The sequence below is a fragment of the Oleiphilus sp. HI0066 genome (assembly GCF_001635725.1).
Genome location: NZ_LWFH01000306.1, coordinates 1 through 585, shown reverse-complemented (window position 1 = coordinate 585; position 585 = coordinate 1). Strand labels below are relative to the sequence as shown.

The 585-nt window shown below is 46.5% G+C and carries 1 protein-coding gene; it reads left to right on the top strand.

The window, feature by feature from the left end; translation table 11 throughout:
* Nucleotides 1-23: 23 nt before the first annotated feature.
* Nucleotides 24-585 (top strand): arginine--tRNA ligase (gene argS / locus A3738_RS04515; protein WP_082889964.1); only part of this gene is annotated, 562 nt, incomplete at its 3' end.

The window sequence follows — 585 nt, the reverse complement described above, 5'->3', positions numbered from 1 at the left end:
ACGTTAACGACGCTGGCCGCCAAATGAACATTCTCGCTGCGAGTGTTTGGCTGCGCTATTTAGAACTGCTAGGCCAAGACATTAAATTCCCAGTGAACGGTTACAAAGGCGAATACATTTTTGATATCGCAAAAGACCTGCAAAGCAAGCATGGCGACGCGTTCTCTCAAAACGCCGAAGATGTATATAAAGATCTTCCAAAAGATGAAGATGAAGGCGGTGATAAAGAGCTGTATATCGATGCGGTCATCGTTCGCGCTAGAGAACTACTTGGCGACGGATTCAAAACGGTCTACGACCTCGGCGCTGATTCAATCGTTGATGAAATACGCGAGGACTTAGGCGAGTTCGGTGTGAACTATCAACGCTGGTTCTCTGAGGCATCATTAAAAGACAGCATTGAAGTCGCGCTTGCAAAACTTCAAGAGAATGGTTTCCTATACGAGAAAAATGGCGCTACATGGTTCCGTTCAACAGACTTTGGCGATGACAAAGACCGTGTAGTGAAGCGCGACAATGGCGAAACAACATACTTCGCATCGGACATTGCCTACCATTACGACAAATTCGAACGCGGCTTTGAAC